This window comes from Pseudarthrobacter cellobiosi (genome assembly GCF_023913755.1).
GTDB classification, from domain to species: domain Bacteria; phylum Actinomycetota; class Actinomycetes; order Actinomycetales; family Micrococcaceae; genus Arthrobacter; species Arthrobacter cellobiosi.
In genome coordinates this window covers 263,498-282,262 of sequence record NZ_JAMXBJ010000049.1, presented here as the reverse complement: position 1 = coordinate 282,262, position 18,765 = coordinate 263,498, and the positions used below count along the sequence as shown (strand labels likewise).

At 65.9% G+C, this 18,765-nt stretch carries 15 protein-coding genes; 10 read left to right on the top strand and 5 right to left on the bottom strand.

The window, feature by feature from the left end; translation table 11 throughout:
- Window positions 1-2: 2 nt before the first annotated feature.
- From pstC to NG696_RS17245, 5 genes are all read right to left on the bottom strand, one after another.
- A complete protein-coding gene (gene pstC / locus NG696_RS17265) occupies window positions 3-1,022 on the bottom strand; it encodes a phosphate ABC transporter permease subunit PstC (protein WP_104061816.1) in 1,020 nt (339 codons plus the stop codon).
- Window positions 1,019-3,796: a hypothetical protein gene (locus tag NG696_RS17260; protein WP_252576244.1), complete on the bottom strand. Its 2,778-nt coding sequence runs from the start codon at window positions 3,794-3,796 to the stop codon at window positions 1,019-1,021. Before NG696_RS17260 ends, pstC begins: the two co-directional genes overlap by 4 nt.
- Window positions 3,797-4,034: 238 nt before the next feature.
- Entirely contained in the window at window positions 4,035-5,255 is a 1,221-nt protein-coding gene (locus NG696_RS17255; RefSeq protein WP_252576243.1) for a hypothetical protein, read from the bottom strand.
- 216 nt (window positions 5,256-5,471) lie between these two features.
- On the bottom strand, window positions 5,472-6,590 hold the full coding sequence (locus tag NG696_RS17250; RefSeq protein ID WP_252576242.1) for a hypothetical protein: 1,119 nt from the start codon (window positions 6,588-6,590) through the stop codon (window positions 5,472-5,474).
- Window positions 6,591-6,752: 162 nt separating this feature from the next.
- Window positions 6,753-7,478 (bottom strand): hypothetical protein, encoded by a 726-nt coding sequence (locus NG696_RS17245; protein ID WP_252576241.1) that lies wholly within the window; start codon window positions 7,476-7,478, stop codon window positions 6,753-6,755.
- Between the two features lie 190 nt (window positions 7,479-7,668).
- On the opposite strand from NG696_RS17245, the gene NG696_RS17240 reads away from it, so the two are divergent.
- The 10 genes from NG696_RS17240 to NG696_RS17195 all read left to right on the top strand — a co-directional run bounded on the left by NG696_RS17240 (window position 7,669) and on the right by NG696_RS17195 (window position 18,698).
- A complete protein-coding gene (locus tag NG696_RS17240; protein WP_252576240.1) occupies window positions 7,669-9,123 on the top strand; it encodes an FAD-dependent oxidoreductase in 1,455 nt (484 codons plus the stop codon).
- Window positions 9,124-9,261: 138 nt separating this feature from the next.
- The gene (locus NG696_RS17235) at window positions 9,262-10,650 is read left to right on the top strand and encodes a GAF domain-containing protein (RefSeq protein ID WP_252576239.1); all 1,389 of its coding nucleotides are present in this window, start codon (window positions 9,262-9,264) and stop codon (window positions 10,648-10,650) included.
- A gap of 138 nt (window positions 10,651-10,788) precedes the next feature.
- Entirely contained in the window at window positions 10,789-12,312 is a 1,524-nt protein-coding gene (gene exaC, locus NG696_RS17230; RefSeq protein WP_252569778.1) for an acetaldehyde dehydrogenase ExaC, read from the top strand.
- 188 nt (window positions 12,313-12,500) lie between these two features.
- Window positions 12,501-13,523, top strand: coding sequence for an alcohol dehydrogenase AdhP (gene adhP / locus NG696_RS17225; protein ID WP_252576238.1), 1,023 nt, complete (start codon window positions 12,501-12,503; stop codon window positions 13,521-13,523).
- Window positions 13,523-13,930: a DUF779 domain-containing protein gene (locus tag NG696_RS17220; protein ID WP_252569772.1), complete on the top strand. Its 408-nt coding sequence runs from the start codon at window positions 13,523-13,525 to the stop codon at window positions 13,928-13,930. The genes adhP and NG696_RS17220 overlap by 1 nt, the downstream gene beginning before the upstream one ends.
- Before the next feature lie 175 nt (window positions 13,931-14,105).
- Window positions 14,106-15,686 carry an APC family permease gene (locus tag NG696_RS17215; RefSeq protein ID WP_252569770.1) on the top strand — a complete coding sequence of 527 codons (1,581 nt, stop codon included), beginning with the start codon at window positions 14,106-14,108 and terminating at the stop codon, window positions 15,684-15,686.
- A 202-nt stretch (window positions 15,687-15,888) separates the two neighbouring features.
- The gene (locus NG696_RS17210) at window positions 15,889-16,323 is read left to right on the top strand and encodes a zinc-binding dehydrogenase (RefSeq protein WP_252576237.1); all 435 of its coding nucleotides are present in this window, start codon (window positions 15,889-15,891) and stop codon (window positions 16,321-16,323) included.
- A complete protein-coding gene (locus NG696_RS17205) occupies window positions 16,320-17,090 on the top strand; it encodes an SDR family oxidoreductase (RefSeq protein ID WP_252576236.1) in 771 nt (256 codons plus the stop codon). Before NG696_RS17210 ends, NG696_RS17205 begins: the two co-directional genes overlap by 4 nt.
- A complete protein-coding gene (locus tag NG696_RS17200; protein WP_252576262.1) occupies window positions 16,993-17,751 on the top strand; it encodes a bifunctional 4-hydroxy-2-oxoglutarate aldolase/2-dehydro-3-deoxy-phosphogluconate aldolase in 759 nt (252 codons plus the stop codon). The genes NG696_RS17205 and NG696_RS17200 overlap by 98 nt, the downstream gene beginning before the upstream one ends.
- Window positions 17,748-18,698 carry a sugar kinase gene (locus tag NG696_RS17195; RefSeq protein WP_252576235.1) on the top strand — a complete coding sequence of 317 codons (951 nt, stop codon included), beginning with the start codon at window positions 17,748-17,750 and terminating at the stop codon, window positions 18,696-18,698. Before NG696_RS17200 ends, NG696_RS17195 begins: the two co-directional genes overlap by 4 nt.
- Window positions 18,699-18,765 lie beyond the last annotated feature (67 nt).

The following is an 18,765-nucleotide window of genomic DNA, read 5'->3' as shown; positions in this document are numbered from 1 at the left end:
GGTCAGCCCTCGCTTTCTGCGCCGGACCGGGACCTCGCCATGATGGCTGAGGCCGTGATGTTGACCAGCATGGTGATCACGAACAGCGTCAGTCCTGCGGCCATCAGCGCGCTCATCGCAGATTCGTTGGATTCGGAGTACTTCAGGGCAATCATGGCGGCGATCGAGTTGGCGCCCTTTTCCAGGACATGGAAATTGATGGCATAGACCGGGCTAATGATCAGGTAGATGGCGATGGTTTCGCCGAGCGCCCGTCCCAGCCCGAGCATGGTGCCGCCGATGATGCCGCCGCGGCCGAAGGGCAGCACCACGGTGCGGATCATGCCCAGCCGCGTGGCGCCCAGGGCGTAGGCGCCCTCTCGCTCACCCGTTGGTGCGCGCCGAAAGGACTCCGTCATGATGGAGGTCTGGATCGGGACGATCATCATGGCCACCACCAGCCCGGCGATGAAGGCGGAGGCCGTGAACGGCACGGTGTCCCGCAGCGGACTGCCCGGATCAACGCCGTCCACCTGCAGGAACGGTATCCAGCCGAACCACGTGGACAGCCACTTGCTGAAGTCCACCACATTGGGTTGCAGCATGTAGGCGCCCCACAGGCCGAAGACCACCGACGGCACGGCGGCCAGGAGGTCAATCAGGCTGGTCAGTGCCTTCTGCATCCAGCCGGTGGCGACTTCGGTAATGAACAGTGCCGTCCCCAGGGCCAGCGGCATGGCGATGGCTAAGGCAACCGTGGCGATCTGCACCGTGCCCCACAGAACAGCGGCGATGCCGAAGTCATTGGTTTCCGGCGCCCAGTTCTGGGTGGTCAGGAATTTGCCCAGCCCCACCTCGCTGATGGCGCCGACGCCGTTGCCGGCCAGGAAGAGGCCCACCAGGACCATAATGGCCAGGACGATTCCGCCGCCGATCCGGGTGACGGTCCGGAACAGGTAGTCCTGTTGTTCCAGCTGCTGGTGCAGGGTGCGGGGAGTATCCTGCGCTTCATCGGCGCGGGAACGGGGCAGGACCGTGCTCATCGACGCCGTCCCCGTGCCAGCAGCGGCGCGGCGGCAGCGCTTGCCAATGCTGCCACGAGTCCGATCACCAGCGTGTACTGGGGCCAGGCGCTGCTGGTGGCCGCGGTCCGGCTTGGCACCGCAGCGGCGGCCGCGGGGGCAGCCGCAGGTGCTGCCGCCGGGACGACTTCTGCTGCGGCAGCGGCCGGTGCGGCCGGTGCCAGGACTGCGGGCACCACGTTCGCGCCGGACACGGACTCCATCGGCATCAGGTCGGTGGTGGCGGCCGCGGCTTGCTGGGGCCCTTGGATTCCCTGCAGGGTCTGGATGCCGGCGGCGGCCAACTGCAGCAGCGCCGGTGTGAGTGGCGCGTAGCCAGGTGGCAGCATCCCGCTCCTGAAGCCGGTCTTCTGGCCTTCGGTGCTGATGTACGAGAAAAGCTGCGCGAACGTTGCGGCCTGGGTCTGGCTGACCGAGGCAAGGTTCACCACGCCGTAGATCGGCAGGGTCAGCGGATACGCGGAGGTGTAGTCCGGGACACTGGCCGGCCGCATGGCGCCGGGGGTACCGGTGGGTTCGAACTGGCTGGCTGCTGCCTGCAGGCTGCTGGCCGTGGCGCCAATGCACTGTGAGCCGCTGACGTTGCACAGCTGCGCGGTGGGCAGCTGGAACTTCGAGGCCGAGGCCGCGTCCGTAATGGACAGGACGCTGCGGCTGCCGTAGCCCTGGCGCGCCACGGATTTGTAGGCCGGCGGGCTGCAGTCGGCGCACCAGGACGTGGTGGATGCCGGCTGGGCGCGCACGGTGTTCTGGGCCGCCGCGGCCATGTCCTGGACGCGGGCGTACTGGTCGCCTACGGTCAGGGCCGGCTCGGCGATGGAACCATCGCCGGCCATGACGGCCTGCTTCTGGGCCCAGTAGACCTGCGGGTACGCGGCCCCTTCGGAGGGGTAGGACTGGCGGGCGTACGTGAACCCGTCAGGAGTTTTGGTCTCGGCGACCTTCCGGGCGGCCTGCTGGTCCAGTTCGGTGGCCTTTTCCTGGCATTCGCTGTAGGTCCGCGTCGAATAGAACGGGTTGATGGTCATGCCGGACGGATCCGGGCAACCGTTCAGGAAGGCCCGGGAATCCTTGTCGTTGAGCAGCCAGTCCCAGACGGCTGACGCGGCATCGGAGCGCAGGCCTTCCACCACGGGTGGGCTGAGGTTGCCGGAGGAACCCAGGCCCTTCGGGTTCAGGGCCCTGAACTCCGGATCATTCTGGATGGAATACGTCATCGGCTGGCCATAGGCCGTGGTGCCGGGCTTCGTGAAGGGGGCCTCAATGGCGGAAGCCGGGGCAGTGTGTTGCACGTAGCTCTGCGTGAGCAGCTTGGCCAGCAGCCTGGCATTGAGTTTCAGGTCACGCACCAGACCCGAGCTGCGTGCCTTGTCGGCCTCCCACTCTGCCTTGTCCTGATAACCGCAGTCGGCCAGCGTGAATTGCGTGAACGCTGCCGTGCAGGCATTGTCAATGGTCATGGCGACCACCACCCCGGCCAGCGCTGTCGGCACATAAAGGGCGTTGAGGTCACCGGCGGCGGGGCGGGTGATGAAAGCGAGGGTGTCGGGCTGCTGCAGCTGGGTGCGGGCCTGCAGGTCAGCCAGCGGTGAGAAGCCGAGCGTGAACTTCTTCGTGTCGCACACGGCGGGAATCCAGGACTTCATCGCCGTACTGAGGGCTTCGGAACCCACGCTGAGGGTAGCCGACTGATCGGTGGGGCAAACTGCCGCGACGTCCTGGAAGTGGAGCGGGACCTGCAGGCGCATCGCCCACAGGCTGGGGGAGAGGGGTCCGGCCGGCAGAATGGCGTCCATCGCGGCTGTCCGCGGTACGGCTACCAGCCAGCATTTGGCCACGCTGGGTGCATCCGGGCGGTAGCCGCAGCCCATTCCGGAGGCTTCTGCGCCGCTCTGAACCTCGAAGGTGCGCGAGCCTGCGCCCTGTTCGGAGGACATAAAGCGGGAGAACTCGTTCGTGCTGGTCCGGCTGAAGAAGGGGTTGCGGTATTCGCTGAGGTTGAAGCCGTCCGTGATACGCGTTTCTTCGCCGGTGACAGCCAGGAAGGGGGCCGGAAGGTTCATGGTGGGGGATGACGGATCCGGGGCTTCCCAGTCCCCGCCGCGGACCAGGGGATCGTTCAGCAGTGAACGCTGGTGGGCCGTGCTGGAAATATCGCCGTCAAGTCCGGTCGCGCCGAACTGGCAGGTGGAGGGGTCGGGCTCGGTGGCCGCGGGGTCAGGCTTGTTGTCCGTGCCCGGTTTGCCCCAGCACTGGAACACCTGCAGATAGGACGTGCTGGCACCATTGCTGCCGGTGGCGGGATCCGCGCCGGTGAAGCTGACGGCCACTGACTGGTTCTGCAGGTTCCTGGTCTGGGAGACGCTCACGGACAGGCCGCCCAGCCCGTTGCCCGGGCCGAAGGCACGGGTCGCTGAATCGCGCAGCCGCTGATCGACGTCGTCGTACGTCTTCCCGGCAGTGTGCGGCAGCTGCTGCTGGTTTTCGCGGTGAACCGTGCTCTCGGGGGCATTGTCAGTGTTGTCCCACGTGACGGTCGCCGAGGTGTCGCTGACCATGGAGCCGCGCGGCCCCCAGTCGGTGCCCGGAAGGACCGGATCTGCCGAACTCGGCGGAAGCGAGACCAGCAGGAGGGCGCCCACAGCGGCCGCAGCGGCCAAAGGGGAAGCCCACCGCGCGCCGGGTTGCTGACGGGGCCTGGCGCCGGCCTGTCGGGTATTCCATGGAAGCGGCATGAATTCTTTCTTTTCATTATTCCGGGTCGGTCATCAAACCTGCGGGCCGATTGTTCAGACCTGTCAGTGGAAGGTCCAGCCGGTTGGCAGCGGAAGCTGCTGGACTATTATTTCGGTAAATCGTCCCGGGTCCGCTGTGCTTTGATAAAGAACGGATTTCCGGGAGGTGAACAAAAGTAATTGGCGTTGAAAGCGGAATTGCCCGGACCCCAGCGGGATCCGGGCAATTCCTGGTGAATCAGGCTCGGGTGGCCTTGCGGCGCCGGGAAATGTAGATCCCGCCGCCCACACCCATGAGCGTCAGTCCGCCAATGACCATGGCAGCCAGTCCCGCAGTGCTTGCCGGGTTGGCGGCGGCAGCGCCGAACCAGTTGGTGTCCGCGAGGAAGGGAGCGTTGGACCCGGCGGTCACGGTCAGGCCGGTGACCTCGAACGTTGCGCCGGCTGCACCCTTGAGGACCAGGGTGTGCGTTCCGGCAGGCAGGTCGGCCGGAACGGTGAAGGTGTAGCTGACCGAACCGTCAGCGTTGGCCACGGCGGTTTCGGCCAGGACAACCGGCTCGGAGTGGATCTCGCCGGTGACCGTTTCGCCAGCGACGAAGGTGCTGGCGGGAGCGTTGACCACGAACTTCTGGCCGCTGACCAGTTCGGCGCCGGCGGTCAGTTCCTTGACGGATCCCGTGGTGGCCAGCGGGACTGACGTGCTGCTGGGCGTCGCGGTTCCGGTCGGTGTGGCCGACGGGGTCTCCGTGGCGGTCGGCGTCGGGGTGGCCGTTTCCGTTTCGGTGGGCGTGGCGCTCGGTGACGGAGTGGCCGTTTCGGTGGCCGTCGGCGTGGCGGTCGCCGTCGGGGTGGTCACCACCGGCTGGCTGATGGTCCAGTTCTTGGACGCGTCGGTGGTGAGCGTGGCCCAGGAGGCTACGGACTTGCCCGCGACCGGGTTGATCTTGGCGGTGGTGACGCTCTCGTTCGAGACGGTGCAGACGTAACCAATGCTGTAGGTGTGGTTGGCCTGTACAACGGCGGACATGTCAGCAATGGGGGTCTTGCTGCTGTTCACAAAACCGGATTCCAGCGTGTTGTCGTCGGCAATCGTGCCGTTGGCATTCAGGGACATCGCGTACTGGGGATCCTGCGTCAGGGGGTAGACCGTCTGCGCTTCCACGGTGCTGCTCAGCGCCGGCTGGATTTCCTGCCCGGGCTCGGACATAAAGATCAGCGCGCCCTCGAGGATGTTGCCAGTGGTGGGGCAGGCCATGTCGCTGTGCAGCTTCAGCACGGACAGGCTCAGGGCGCTCCAGTTGCCGCTCGTCGGGTTGGCCGTGACGGTTCCTGCCGAGCCGGCCGGGAGGTCCGCGTTGGCAACAGCGATTCCACCGCCCAGCAGGAGGGCGGTGCCGGCAACGGCGGCCGTGGCGTTCAGGCCCCAGCGGGATTTCATTGTCGTGGCGTTAGCCATAATCATTTCTTCTTTCTCAGATAAACGTGTCTACTGCTGCGGTGTTGCCCGGCGCCGGGAAATTAAATCCACCGGCCAACCAGCGAAAATCGCTGCGAAGAATTACCGATCAGTCTGGGTCATCAGTCGAATTCTGCGGGCGTGGCAAAGTAAAGCAAGACGGTACTGAAAGTAAATTCTTTATGAACGGAATTCAGGACCCGGCCGGAGGAATTGTTAGTTGGTGTAACCCGACTTTTTGCCCATCGTCCAGTCGCCCACGTAGGAGAGCGTCTTGAAACCAAACTTGTTGATGATGACCTTGCTGCCAATCGTCTTCAGGTTGGTGGTCACGGCATTGCTCAGGACCAGGCTGTAAATGAGCTTGCTGGTCTGGGTGGAGCTGGCCACCACGTTGTAGGTGTCCCGGGCGAAGGTGCCCTTGCCGCTCGCGGGTGCCACGGCTGCGTTACCGTAGAGGTCTCCGGGGGCCAGTGCCGGAGCCGTGGTGGCCGGGTCGATCGCCTTCAGGCCGTCGATGTTCGCCAGCACCTGACCGGCAGCCGTGGTGTTGGCCATGGCGCCGTTCTTCTGCGCGATCCACTGGGCGGCGGAGAAAGCGATGATGTCGCCGTCGTTGATGAGGGCCGCACCGTTATTTTCGGGATAGTTCTGCTCGATGTCGGGGATGCAGGTGCTGTTCGGGGTGACGCCGATGGCCTTCACGAAGAAGGCGCGGGTGCCCGAAGCGGCCTGGGGCAGCTTGGGAGTAAAGGTCATGGTTCCGATGGCGGGCTTGCCTGTGGTGCCGTCAATGGTGACGCCGTCGCCGGCCGTGCAGCTGAAGATGTTGGCGATCTGCTGGGTGGTCAGGTTCACCGGCGTGTTGGTGGAGTCCTTGACTGCCACGGTCATCGCGTCGCGTGCGAACGGCAGGAACGTCAGGTCAGTGCCTGCCACGCTGGGTGAGGAAGAGGACCGGGCGATGTCGACGTCGTTCCTTTTCAGCGTGAAGGTGTTGTTGGCCGAGTCCTTGTAAACATGGTTCAGCGGGTTCAGGCTGGCGCTCAGGGCCTTGACGCCGGCACCGGAACCGTTGGGACGCGTAAACGCGGTGACACCCGTTTTGGTCACGATCGCCGAGGGCAGGCCAAAGGCGTCGTAGGAAGCCACAGTCCTGATGGGGCCTGTGTTGGTCAGGGCGTTCCAGACGTCCTGGATGGTGTCGGAACCAACGGCCGCCAGCGGGCGGTCCGGCGTCGTGGGCTCCGCAGACGCGCTTGCTGAGCTGATCAGGCCGAGTGCCAAGGCGGTGACGCAGATAGCGCCGACAGCCTGGAAGGACTTCAATTTCATGTCAAGATTCCCCATCTTAGGTACCGAGTGGATTAGCTGGTGCAGGTGGGCCACGGCGCAGTGCGGGCACTGCCGCTGCGGTCTGCGGCTGCCGGAGTAGTCAGGACAGTGCCGGCCGCTATGAGTCTGCGGCGGCGCTGCCCGGCATTTCGAATTGCTTGGCTAAGAAGAACCTGCGATCAGGTGAACGTTTGGTGAAAGCACCGGCAAGGGGGCTTCGGGCAGCCGTTCCACGCCGGGAGCTCCTGCACGCAGGAGCTCGGGCGGGAACTCAACCGGAAGATGCCGGTGTCCGTGGCGGATCACTGTTTCCAGCAGGCGTGCGCCGCCAAGCAGGTCCAGTGCCGCCAGGGCGCTGCGGTCCCGGTCCCGGATGGTGGGGTACCAGGCGCTGGCCATCAACACGGGGCGTCCGCGCAGGCTGACGTACCATCCGTAGTCCCGGGCCTGCTGGTTCTGGACGAAGGTAATGGTCAGGTCCTGGGCGGCCTTCTGAGCGGCCGTCGCATTCGCGGCCGCCACCGCATAGCTCGGGAAGAGGCCAACCCCCCGGCCGAGTTCCCTGTGGTTGCCCGAGATCAGGCGCCAGACGACCAGTGGCTGGTTGAAGTGATCCATCCGGCGCACCAGTTGGTGGATGGCCGGCAGGCGGACTGGCTGTGCCAGGACTTCGGTTGGCTGTTCAACGGGATTGGTCAACCGTTGCCGCACGTTAAGTGATGGCAGCGCGGAAACATGGCCGTGCTGAACGCCAGCGCTGAAGACGGCGAGTTCGCGCTCCTTCCAGCGGGTCGCCGCAGGAAGGGCCTGACTAACAAGAGAGGTGAAGGAAATGCGTTCATTGGAAATGATGGCTCCCCAGGGATCCTGTGACTGGACGCCGCCCATGCGGTCGTGATAAGGCTCAAGCCGGATGGTTGCCAGCGGGGGTGGCGCGGGTAAAGGAAGAGCGACAGGCAGCTGAACGTCTGGCATCACACGATGCCGCGTCCCGCGGTGGGCACATTTAGAATGGGACATTGTGCGCAACTGCACTGTGCGCCTCCGTCGTAATCTCCTCGTTCCAGAAGGGCTCCCGGTGTCCAACCCAGGCGAAACCACCTCCAAACGTCCACTCCGCGTCGCCATTGTGGGTGCGGGACCGGCAGGTGTTTACGCGGCGGATATCCTGACCAAGTCCAACGGCGTCAAGGACGGCGATTTCGAGGTCAGCATCGACCTTTTTGAGGCCTACCCCGCCCCGTACGGCCTGATCCGCTACGGCGTGGCCCCGGACCACCCGCGCATCAAGGGGATCGTGAACGCACTGCACAAGGTCCTGGACCGGGGCGACATCCGCTTCCTGGGCAACGTCACGTACGGCCGCGATCTCACCCTGCATGACTTCCGCGCCTTCTACGACGCCGTGATCTTCTCCACCGGCGCCATCAAGGACGCGGACCTGGCCATCCCTGGCATTGATCTCGGCGGTTCGTTCGGCGGCGCCGACTTTGTGTCCTGGTATGACGGCCACCCGGACGTGCCCCGCGACTGGCCGCTGGATGCCAAGGAAATCGCCGTGATAGGCAACGGCAACGTGGCGCTGGACGTGGCCCGGATGCTCGTCAAACACGCTGACGAACTCCTCACCACTGAAATCCCGGACAACGTCTACCAGGGCCTGAAGAACTCCCCGGTCACTGACGTCCACGTCTTCGGCCGCCGAGGCCCGGCACAGGTCAAGTTCACGCCGCTGGAGCTGCGCGAGCTGAGCCACATGAAGGACGTGGACATTGTCCTGTACCCGGAGGACTTCGAGTTCGACGAAGCCTCCGATGACGCCATCCGCAGCAACAACCAGATCAAGACCATGGTGAACACGCTGACCAACTGGCTCGTGGAGGAGCACGCCGAAGCGGAAGAGCCGTCCTCCCGCCGCCTGCACCTGCACTTCCTGCACAGCCCGGTGGAGATCTACCAGGACCCCGACGACGGCGGGTCCGGCCGGGTGGCCGGCCTAAAGTTTGAGCGGATGGAGCTGGATGGCACCGGCAACGTCAAAGGCACGGGCGAGTTTGTGGACTACCCCGTCCAGGCCGTGTACCGCGCCATCGGCTACCACGGCTCGCCACTGGACGAGCTGGAATACAACGCCAAACGCGGAGTGATCCCGAACGAGGGCGGCCGCGTGCTCGACTCCGACGGCAACCCCGTCCCAGGAATCTACGCCACCGGCTGGATCAAGCGCGGGCCGGTCGGCCTGATCGGGCACACCAAGGGCGATGCCCTGGAGACCATCGGCTTCCTGCTGGAGGACCGGCTCACCCTGCCGCCCGCCCAGAACCCGGACCCGCAGGCCATCATCGACCTCCTGCAGGAACGCGGCATCCAGTTCACCACTTGGGAGGGCTGGATCAAGCTGGACGCGCACGAAGCAGCCCTCGGCGCCGCGTGGACAGAAGGCGGGACAGGCGCCGACGGGACCGCCGCCGTCGTGCGTGAACGGATCAAAGTAGTCCCGCGCGAGGAAATGATCAGCATCTCCCGCGCCTGACCCGGCGTCACCCGCCAAAACAGCGCGAACGGACACTTGAGGCCCCCGCCAGAGGGGCCTCAAGTGTCCGTTCGCGAGGGCTGGCGCTGGAGGGTTCGCGCCGGCGGCCATTAGACTTGCAGGACCGAGGGGAGTTCGATGAGGAACCTGATCCTGCCGCCGGCGTCCGGCGGCGAAGCGACTGCGCTGGCACAGCGTCATGCCCTGGCAGCCCACGAGCAGCTCGACGCCCAAGCGTTTCCGGGCACCCAGGAAATCCCCGGGCTGCGCCGGCTGATTCGGGAATCCTGGCAGCGGTCCGCCAAATTGAAGGCCAACCCTGACAACCCCGAAGCGCCCCTCGCCCTGGACACTGACGAGCTCGAGGAATACCGGCGGCAGCACCCGCTGGCCAGCATCATGCCCGTGATCCACAAGCTCCTGGTTCAGCCCAGCCACGACAGCGGCCTGCTCGTTGCCGTGGGTGATGAGGTGGGCCGGCTGCTCTGGGTGGAAGGGGATCCCGCCCTGCAGCGCCGTGCCGAAGGCATGATGTTCGTGCCCGGTGCCGACTGGTCAGAGGCCACAGTGGGGACCAGCGCGCCGGGAACTGCCCTGGCCTTGGGCCGCGGCATCCAGATTTCCGGGGCGGAGCATTACCAGCGGTCCGTGCACGCATGGAGCTGCACGGCCGTCCCGTTCCATGATCCGGATTCCGGCGCGCTGCTGGGCGTTGTGGACATCACGGGCAAGGCCACCGCGGTGGCGCCCCACACCCTGTCGCTCGTCGAGGCGACCGTCGCTGCCGCCCAGGCGCAGCTTCGTGTTGAGCGGCTGCAGCTGGCGGCGACCCTTGCCAGCCGGCCGGCCCGACGGCGGAACGCCACTTCGGCGGCCAGGTCGGATTCCGCGCGGGCCGGGGGAGCCGGCGGCGCGAAGGAAGGCAGCCTGTACCGCAACAGCCTGCAGCTTCTGGGCCGTGACCAGGCGTTGCTCAGCATCGAAGGCAAAACGGTGGCGCTGTCCGCCCGGCACAGTGAAATTCTCGCCCTGCTCAGCACCCACTCGGACGGGCTGAGCGCCGAGGAGCTCAGTGTCCTGCTCTACCCGGGCGACGGCCCCACCATGACGCTCCGTGCGGAAATGGTCCGGCTGCGCAAGATCCTGCAGCAGCTCAACCCGGCCGCCGTGCCCGAATCCCGGCCGTACAAACTCACCATGGACCTGGTCCCGGACAGCGGACAGGTGCTGAACTGCCTGCAGCGCGGCGCCCACCGCATTGCCCTGGAAATCTACCGTGGGGCGGTGCTGCCGCGCTCCGAAGCGCCGGGCATCATCGACCTCCGCGACAGGGTCTCCTCGCTCATGCGCGAAGCGGTCCTGACGGACGGCAGTGCCGAGACGCTGCTCAAGTACGCCGCCCTCCCGGAGGCAAAGGACGACGGCGACGTCCGGACTGCCGCCCTGAAGCTGCTGCCGCCGCGCTCACCCAAGCGGGCCGCCGTCGTCGCGGACCTTGAGCGGCTGGAAGCTGAACTCAGCGCCTGACCCCGCCCTCTGATGAGACCAGCCGTGACCTGGCTCACACCCGCGCAACCTGACTGCAACCTTCACACTCCTACGCTGGGACCAACGGCGGACGCCATCATCAGGCGCCACCTTTCATGCACAGCAAAGGAGCTAGCAATGACTGTTTACGCACAGCCCGGTACCGAGGGTTCAAAGGTCACGTTCAAGGACCGCTACGAGAACTGGATCGGCGGCGAGTGGGTTGCCCCCGTCAAGGGCCAGTACTTCGAGAACATCACACCCGTCACCGGCAAAGTCTTCTGCGAAGTGGCCCGCGGCACCGCCGAGGACATTGAGCTGGCACTGGACGCCGCCCACAAGATCGCACCGTCCTGGGGCAAGACCTCCGTCGCGGAACGTGCCGCGGTCCTGAACAAGATCGCCGACCGCATCGACGAGAACCTCGAGATGCTCGCCGTCGCCGAATCCTGGGACAACGGCAAGCCCATCCGGGAGACCCTGAACGCGGACATTCCGCTCGCCGCAGACCACTTCCGCTACTTCGCCTCGGCCGTCCGCGCCCAGGAAGGCCGGCTTTCCCAGCTCGACGACGACACCACGGCCTACCACTACCACGAGCCCCTCGGCGTCGTGGGCCAGATCATCCCGTGGAACTTCCCCATCCTGATGGCCGTCTGGAAGCTCGCCCCGGCCCTGGCCGCCGGCAACGCCGTGGTCCTCAAGCCCGCCGAGCAGACGCCGTCGTCCATTCTGGTCCTGATGGAACTCATCGGTGACCTGCTGCCCGCCGGTGTCCTCAACGTGGTCAACGGCTTTGGCGTCGAGGCAGGCAAGCCGCTTGCGTCCAGCCCGCGGATCCGCAAGATCGCCTTCACCGGCGAGACGTCCACCGGGCGCCTCATCAGCCAGTACGCCAGCCAGAACCTGATTCCGGTCACCCTGGAGCTCGGCGGCAAGAGCCCGAACATCTTCTTCAACGATGTTGCCGAGTCCGACGACGCGTTCTATGACAAGGCGCAGGAGGGCTTCGCGCTCTTCGCCTTCAACCAGGGCGAGGTCTGCACCTGCCCGTCACGCGCCCTGGTCCAGGAAGACATCTACGATTCCTTCATGGCTGACGCGGTGGCCCGGGTGGAGAAAATCATCCAGGGCAACCCGCTGGACACCGAAACCCAGCTCGGCGCCCAGGCCTCCAACGACCAGCTGGAAAAGATCCTTTCCTACATCGACATCGGCAAGCAGGAAGGCGCCAAGGTGCTTACCGGCGGCGCCCGCGCCGAGCTGGAAGGCGACCTGGCCGGCGGCTACTACGTCCAGCCCACCGTCTTCGAAGGCCACAACAAGATGCGGATCTTCCAGGAGGAGATCTTCGGACCTGTTGTGTCTGTCGCCCGGTTCAGCGACTACAACGACGCGATGGAAATCGCCAACGACACCCTCTACGGGCTTGGCGCCGGCGTCTGGTCGCGTAACGGCAACGTCGCTTACCGTGCGGGCCGCGAGATCCAGGCCGGCCGCGTCTGGGTCAACAACTACCACGCCTACCCGGCCGGCGCCGCGTTCGGCGGGTACAAGTCCTCCGGCATCGGACGTGAAAACCACTCCATGATGCTGGACCACTACCAGCAGACCAAGAACCTGCTGGTCAGCTATAACGAGAACAAGCTCGGCTTCTTCTAAGGGATTGGGGCGCTCCCGTGGTGTCGACTCCGTCGCCACGACGGGGCCCTCGCGCCCCACTCCGCCTTTAGCCCGGGCGGGGGCGGGTCAGCACTGATCCGTCCCTGCCTGCACCATCCTGGCCACCCCTCAGGAAGGCAGCGCCACCTTCACCGCACCACCGCTTTATCTACGCAAGGATTTCGCCAATGACGACGACAATGCAAGCAGCAGTAGTAACCGAATTCGGCAAGGATCTTCAGATCCAGACCCTCCCCATTCCCACCCCGGGCCGGGGCGAGGCGCTGGTCAAGGTCATCACCACCGGCGTCTGCCACACAGACCTCCACGCGGCGGAGGGCGACTGGCCCGTCAAGCCGACACCGCCGTTCATCCCCGGCCACGAAGGCGTGGGCGAAGTTGTTGCCTTGGGTGAAGGTGTAACCGACCTTGCTGTCGGCGACCTCGTCGGCAACGCCTGGCTCTGGTCCGCCTGCGGCGACTGCCAGTACTGCCGCACCGGCTGGGAGACACTGTGCGAAGTACAGAAGAACGCCGGCTACAGCGTGGACGGTTCCTTCGGGGAGTACATGCTCGTGGACACCCGCTTTGCCGCACGCATCCCGGCGGGCTCGGACCCCGTTGAAATCGCCCCGGTGCTTTGCGCCGGCGTCACGGTCTACAAGGGCCTGAAGATGACCGAAGCCAAGCCCGGACAGTGGGTCACCATTTCCGGCATCGGCGGACTCGGGCACATTGCCGTCCAGTACGCCGTGGCCATGGGCCTGCGGGTAGCCGCGGTGGATATCGCGGACGACAAACTCGCCCTGGCCAAGAAGCACGGTGCGGAGCTTACCGTCAACGCGCTGCACGAGGATCCCGTCGAAGTTATCCAACGCGAAACCGGAGGTTGCCATGGAGTGCTTGTCACCGCAGTACACCCGTCTGCTTTTGGCCAGGCGATCGGCATGGCACGCAGGGGCGGGACGATTGTGTTCAACGGCTTGCCGCCGGGCGACTTCCCGGCACCGATCTTCGAGATTGTGCTCAAGGGCCTGACCGTCCGCGGCTCGATCGTGGGGACCCGGCAGGACCTGGAGGAAGCACTCGAGTTCTACGCCGAGGGCAAGATCCATCCCACGGTGTCCACCCGGGAGCTCTCCGAGGTCAACGCCGTTCTTGACGAGATGAAACACGCCAAGATCGACGGCCGCGTCGTCATCAGGTACTGATGATGGAGGCGAGGCTTGACGCGGCGGTGACGCTGCCCGGGGAGGACATCTCCCGCGTGGCGCTCACGGCCGAGGCCCTGGGACTGCTCAGGAAGCTGTGGGGCCAGCACGGGCCCCTCATGTTCCACCAGTCCGGCGGCTGCTGCGACGGGTCCTCGCCTATGTGTTACCCGGCCGGGGAATTCATCACCGCGGAAGCGGACGTCCTCCTAGGGCTGTTCGACATCGCCGACGGCCTGGAGCCGCAGCCCGTCGAGTTCTGGATGTCGAAGGAGCAGTTCAACTACTGGAGCCACACCCATCTGACCGTGGACGTGGTCCAGGGCCGGGGGAGTGGGTTCTCGGTTGAGGCGCCGGAAGGCAAGCGGTTCCTGATCCGGTCAAAGCTGATGGACTGGCCCGTCTAGTCGGTTCGATGCTTTAGCCTTGGGGCCCTCCAGAAGGAGGGCCCCAAGGTGTTTTCCGCAATTAACTTCGGCATCTGGGGCGTCTCACGATGCGGGACGGCTGGAACCGTCCTGTGGATGGACAGTAAAGTTGATAAGTCTGTTTCCATCCCCTATCAGGATTGTGGATCTCCTTATGAACCTTCTCCGGACCAAATCCATCGAGCAGTCCATTGCCGACGCCGATGAACCCGGACGCAAGCTCACGCGGTCGCTCAGCAGCTGGGACCTGATGATCATGGGTGTCGCCGTCGCTGTCGGCGCCGGCATCTTCTCGGTGGGCGCCAAGGCCGCGGCCAACTTCTCCGGCCCCGCCGTGACGTTGTCCTTCGCCATTGCCGCCGTGACGTGTGCCCTGGCCATCATGTGCTACGCCGAGTTCGCCACCGCCATCCCGGTCGCCGGATCAGCTTACGTCTTTACGTACGCCACCATGGGCGAACTGCTGGCATGGATCATCGGCTGGAACCTGATCCTGGAACTGTTCACCGCCGCGGCCGTGATCGCCAAGTACTGGGGCATCTACCTCAGCAAGGTGTTTGCGCTGATGGGGGCCGACGTACCGCCGGCGCTGTCGCTCGGCGGCGTGGACCTCTACTGGGGCGCCTTCCTGATCGTTGCCGTCTTCACCGTGCTCCTGGTGCTCGGCACCAAGCTCTCCGCCCGCGTGGGCAACGTCTTCACCATGATCAAGATCGCCGTGGTGCTGTTTGTGATCGTCGTGGGCTTCACGTACGTGAAGTTCGAAAACTACACGCCGTTCGTGCCCGCCGCGGAACCCACTGCCGGTGGTAGCGCGGACGTCCTGAAGCAGTCGTTCTTCGGCTTCCTCACCGGCGCCGCGCCCGCCCAGTACGGCACCCTGGGCATCTTCGCCGGCGCGGCCCTGGTGTTCTTCGCCTTCATCGGCTTTGACGTCGTGGCCACGTCCGCGGAGGAAGTCAAGAACCCGCAGAAGACCCTGCCGCGCGGCATCTTCGGCGGCCTGGCCGTGGTGACGCTGCTCTACATCCTGGTGTCCCTCGCGCTCACCGGCATGGTGTCCTACACGGACCTCGCGGCGGCCGAGACCCCCACCCTCACCACCGCGTTCGAGGCCGTAGGCAACACCACCGCGGCCAAGGTCATCGCCTTCGGATCCCTGATCGGCCTCACCACGGTCATCATGGTGCTGCTCATGGGGCTGTCCCGCGTGGTGCTGGCCATGAGCCGCGACGGACTGCTGCCCCGCGCGCTGTCCAAGACCAGCGAAAAGCGTTCGACGCCGGTCCGCCTCCAGATCATCTGCGGCGCCGCCGTAGCACTTGTGGCCGGCCTGACCAACGTTGACCTTCTGGAAGAAATGATTAACATCGGCACGCTGTCGGCGTTTGTTGTGGTGAGCCTGGGCATCCTGGTGCTGCGTAAAAAGCGCCCGGACCTGAAGCCGTCCTTCCGCGTCCCGTTCGGCAAAGTCCTCCCAGTGGTTTCCGCCGTCCTGTGCCTGTACCTGATGACGAACCTCGCCGTGGAGACGTGGATCTTCTTCGCCGGCTGGCTGGTCATCGGCGTTGTGATCTACTTCGCCTACGGCCAGCGGCACTCCCGCCTGAACGAAAAGTTCGCCGAGGCCAAGTCCGCCGTGGACGACACGCAATCCGCCACGGAATCCGGCGCGGACGCCCGCCTTTCCGGCAGCGATGCAGCAGTCGACGACGAGGCACTCACCCGCACGTAAGCCAGCGGCCACCAGGCCTGTAAACAAGGCAGAGGCACCCGTCCACCCCTTTGGTGGCAGGGTGCCTCTGCTGTTTAACCCGCCTTTGTGATCTGGCCGATAAGGCCTATATAGTCGTGCTTGGAGTTTTTGGGATATTGTCCCGATAATAGGAAATTTCTCTTTGGCGCCAAAGAGAAATGGTGAACTGTGGCTGAGAACGATGTTGTTCGCAGTAAGTCGGCGGTCCTGGACCCCGAAGGCCAATCTTGCCGCCACCGGCGGGGACGGCGCGGACATCGTCTTCGACTCGGCCGCCCACCCCTCGGTCGCCGCGATGCTGCCCCGGGCTGTCCGTGTGCGCGGCACCATCGTCCTCCTAGGCGTCTACAAAAAGCCCGTCGAACTGGACCTCCAAGCCCTGACGTTCGCCGAGAACACCGTGGTAGGCGTCCGGGTCTACACCAGGGCGGCCGTGGAGCGCGCGGTGGAACTCATCGAAAGCCGTGAACTGGGGCTGGACCGCATTCCCACCCAGGTGTTCGCCCTGGAGGACACCCGCCAGGCCTTTGACCAGGCGATGGCGTCCGGACGCGTCCTCAAAGTCTTTGTCAGTCCAGCCGCGGCGCCCGCCGCGAAAACCCAGGAAAGTTCATGAACCACACAGCAGAGAAATCGTCGTTTGACCTCAGCGGCAAAACCGCAGCCGTGACCGGCGCCTCCCGCGGGATCGGCCTGGGCATTGCCCTCGGGCTGGTCAACGCCGGCGCCAGCGTTGTGGCACCCCAGCGCGGCCCCTTGGCCCCCGAACTGGCAGCCGCTGCGGAAAAGGCAGGCGTCAGCGCCGCCGCGGTCCACGTGGACCTGGCCAGCGAAGAGTCCGTCGCCGCCGCCACAGCGGAAACCCTCGCGGGACACCAGATCGACATCCTGGTCAACAACGCAGGAACCCAGATCCGGCACGACGCGACCGAGTTCCCGCTGTCCGACTTTGACCGCGTTATGGCCATCAACACCCGCGCCGTCTTCCAGCTGTGCCAGGGGTTCGGCACCCCGATGGTGGAACGCGGTGGCGGGAAGATCATCAACATGGCCTCCCTCCTCACGTTCCAGGGCGGCCTGCGGGTTCTGGCCCACGCCGCGTCGAAGGGTGCCGTGGCGCAGCTGACCAAGGCGTTGTGCAACGAATGGGCACCCCGCGGCGTGAACGTCAATGCGGTTGCGCCGGGCTATATCGCCACTGACATGAACGAGGCGCTGCTGGCAGACGCCCAGCGCCATGAACAGATTTCAGTCCGGATCCCGGCGGCACGCTGGGGCACCGGCGGTGACCTGGCCGGCGCCGTGGTGTTCCTGGCCTCCCCAGCTGCGGACTACATCCACGGCGTCCTACTGCCGGTCGACGGCGGGTGGCTGGCCCGATGAGCGATCTCCAGAGCCCTCCCGTTTCCGCCATCCTGCAGGAGAACCCTGTGGTGGCAGTCCTCCGCGCCCGGCATGCCCGGAATACGCCCCGGTCATCGACGCCCTGGTCAGGGGCGGCGTCAGGTCCATCGAACTGACCCTCAGCACCGACGGCGTGTTCGACTTCCTGCCGGACATCAAACGGCAGTTCGGCGCCGACGCGGAAATCGGCGTCGGCACCGTCACCTCCGGTGACCAGGCTACGCAGGCGCTCGACGGCGGCGCGGACTACCTGGTGACGCCCGCCATGGTGACGGACGTGATCCGCGCTGCGGTTGCGGCCGGCGTTCCGGTGTTCCCCGGCGGGCTGACGCCCACCGAACTGCTGACCGGCATGCAGGCGGGGGCAACGGCCGTGAAGCTGTTCCCCGCCTCCACCGTCGGCCCCGGCTACATTGGGCAGCTTCGCGGGCCCTTCCCGGACATGCGGGTCATTCCGTCCGGCGGCATCGGCATCGATGACGCCGCGGACTGGATCGCCGCAGGGGCGCTTGCCGTCAGCCTGGGCGGACCGCTGCTCCGTGATGCGTTCTCCGGCGGCGACCTCGCCGCCCTCACCGACCGCGCCCGGCAGCTCAGTTCCCTGGTGGCGGACGCCGTCCAGGCGAGGGGTGCCCGGTGACCTTCACCGACGTCGTGACCCTCGGCGAAACGATGGGCCTGATGAAGGCCGAGACGCCCGGCCCGCTGGCCCAGGTGTCCTCGCTCAGCCTGGGCATGGGCGGCTCCGAGAGCAACTTTGCCATCGCGCTGCGGCGCCTGGGCACCTCGGTGACATGGGTTGGGCGCGTCGGCAACGACAGCCTCGGTGAACTCGTCCTGCGTGAGCTCGCCGCCGAGGGGATCGTGGTTGACCCGCTGCGCGATGAGTCGGCGCCCACCGGCCTCATGATCAAGGAGCGGCGCACCATGGACCAGCTCAAGGTCTGGTACTACCGGGCCGGCAGCGCGGGCTCCCGGCTGTCCCCGGAGGACATCCCGGCCGAGCGGATTGCCAACGCCCGGCTGCTGCACCTCACGGGCATCACGCCCGCCCTTTCGCCGGAGGCAGCCCGGGCGGCGCAACATGCGCTGGACGTTGCCCGCGAGGCCGGCGTCCTGGTCTCGTTCGACCTCAACTACCGCGCCGCGCTGTGGTCCGCCGACGAAGCCGTTGACGTTTTCCGGAACTTCATTGCCCAGGCGGACATCGTGTTCGCCGGGGACGACGAAGCCGCCATCGCGGTAGGAAAGTCCGATGACTCCCTGGAGCTTGCCCGCCGGGTCGCCGCCCTCGGGCCGAGCCAGGCGGTCATCAAGCGGGGAGCCGCAGGCTGTGCCGCCGTGATCGACGGAGTGGAATACGTGCAGGACGCCGTCCGCGTCAACGCCATCGACACCGTGGGGGCCGGCGACGCCTTTGTGGCCGGCTACATCTCGGACCTGCTGGCCGGTGCCTCGGTGCAGGAGCGGCTGCTGACCGCGGTCCGCACGGGAGCCTTTGCCTGCCTGGTGCCCGGCGACTGGGAAGGCATGCCGCGCCGGCACGAGCTGGCCATGCTGGACGCCACGGAACCGGTGGCACGCTGAGCCGGGGTTGAACCCTAGCCCAAGCTGAAAGCCGCAGCCGGAACTGGTCCCGTAAAGGGGCCGGCGG

Excerpts from the sequence above, each read along its gene's own strand:
- pstC (WP_104061816.1), bottom strand. The coding sequence starts at position 1,022 with ATGAGCACGGTCCTGCCCCGTTCCCGCGCCGATGAAGCGCAGGATACT.
- NG696_RS17260 (WP_252576244.1), bottom strand. The coding sequence starts at position 3,796 with ATGCCGCTTCCATGGAATACCCGACAGGCCGGCGCCAGGCCCCGTCAG.
- NG696_RS17255 (WP_252576243.1), bottom strand. The coding sequence starts at position 5,255 with ATGGCTAACGCCACGACAATGAAATCCCGCTGGGGCCTGAACGCCACG.
- NG696_RS17250 (WP_252576242.1), bottom strand. The coding sequence starts at position 6,590 with ATGAAATTGAAGTCCTTCCAGGCTGTCGGCGCTATCTGCGTCACCGCC.
- NG696_RS17245 (WP_252576241.1), bottom strand. The coding sequence starts at position 7,478 with ATGGGCGGCGTCCAGTCACAGGATCCCTGGGGAGCCATCATTTCCAAT.
- NG696_RS17235 (WP_252576239.1), top strand. The coding sequence starts at position 9,262 with ATGAGGAACCTGATCCTGCCGCCGGCGTCCGGCGGCGAAGCGACTGCG.
- exaC (WP_252569778.1), top strand. The coding sequence starts at position 10,789 with ATGACTGTTTACGCACAGCCCGGTACCGAGGGTTCAAAGGTCACGTTC.
- adhP (WP_252576238.1), top strand. The coding sequence starts at position 12,501 with ATGACGACGACAATGCAAGCAGCAGTAGTAACCGAATTCGGCAAGGAT.
- NG696_RS17220 (WP_252569772.1), top strand. The coding sequence starts at position 13,523 with ATGATGGAGGCGAGGCTTGACGCGGCGGTGACGCTGCCCGGGGAGGAC.
- NG696_RS17215 (WP_252569770.1), top strand. The coding sequence starts at position 14,106 with ATGAACCTTCTCCGGACCAAATCCATCGAGCAGTCCATTGCCGACGCC.
- NG696_RS17210 (WP_252576237.1), top strand. The coding sequence starts at position 15,889 with ATGTTGTTCGCAGTAAGTCGGCGGTCCTGGACCCCGAAGGCCAATCTT.
- NG696_RS17205 (WP_252576236.1), top strand. The coding sequence starts at position 16,320 with ATGAACCACACAGCAGAGAAATCGTCGTTTGACCTCAGCGGCAAAACC.